Source organism: Actinomadura sp. KC345 (assembly GCF_004348515.1).
Lineage (GTDB): Bacteria > Actinomycetota > Actinomycetes > Streptosporangiales > Streptosporangiaceae > Spirillospora.
Genome location: NZ_SMKH01000590.1, coordinates 1 through 896 on the forward strand (window position 1 = coordinate 1; position 896 = coordinate 896).

Here is an 896-nt window from a genome sequence, read left to right on the forward strand (position 1 = left end):
GTCTAGGAGTGCAGCGGCACGGGCGGCCTGTCCACGTGACGCAGTGGACCGACGATCGGGCTGCCCGTCCTATGCGCGGCACCGAGCATGTATCCGTGGTCGATCGCGATTCGTGCCCACACGGCCTTACCGGCGCCGAGGTCGAACCATCCGCATCCGCCCGACGCGAACGCCTGGACGAGGATCAGGCCGCGTCCGGAGGTGGCGAACGGGTGAGGCTCTTGGATCACGGGACGGCCGGGGTGGTCGTCCCACACGCACATTTCGACGCCCTGGCTGATGCGGCTGGTCCATACCCGGATGTTCCCGCCCTCGCAGAGTCGGGCCGCGTTGGACGCGAGTTCGCTCATGATCTGGCAGGCATCGCCCTCGAAGGCGCCGAGCCCCCAGGAGCCGAGCGCGCCGCGCACGAGTTCGCGGGCGAGGCAGACGCTTTCGGAACAAGCCCGGAAGGTCGCACTGAATATATTTTGTGAAGCTGGGTCCATTATGGGTTTCGCGGACATTGGCTGGCCTCTCGCGGTCTGCGCTACTGCCCACAGACTGGCGTCAGCGAGTACCGTTGTCCCATTGCGTTTGGAGATCACAAGTTAGGAGATCTTGAATGGCAAGGGCGGACAACCTGGATCCCGATCACAACCCGTGGCACTGGCTGGCTGTTGACCTGCGAATATGGCGCATCGAACGCAATCTTTCACAGGCCGAGGTAGGGCGCATGTGTGGCGTCGATAATTCTCGGGTTGCCAACTGGGAATCGGCTAGCGCGAAACTTCCGCAAATGCACGCCGAAACTCTTGACCGGGTTTGGAAGACTAGCCTCGATCTTTCGTGAGGTCGGTTGGGTCGCTCCGCGACCCAACCGACGCTTCGTTTTCGGCGGCGAGTCAGCCGTTGGG

At 63.2% G+C, this 896-nt stretch carries 1 protein-coding gene; it reads right to left on the reverse strand.

Translation table 11 applies throughout. The features are described 5' to 3' along the window. Positions 1-2: 2 nt before the first annotated feature. Complete coding sequence (locus tag E1281_RS39780; protein WP_131884831.1) at positions 3-410, reverse strand: ATP-binding protein; 408 nt, start codon at positions 408-410, stop codon at positions 3-5. Between the last annotated feature and the right edge of the window lie 486 nt (positions 411-896).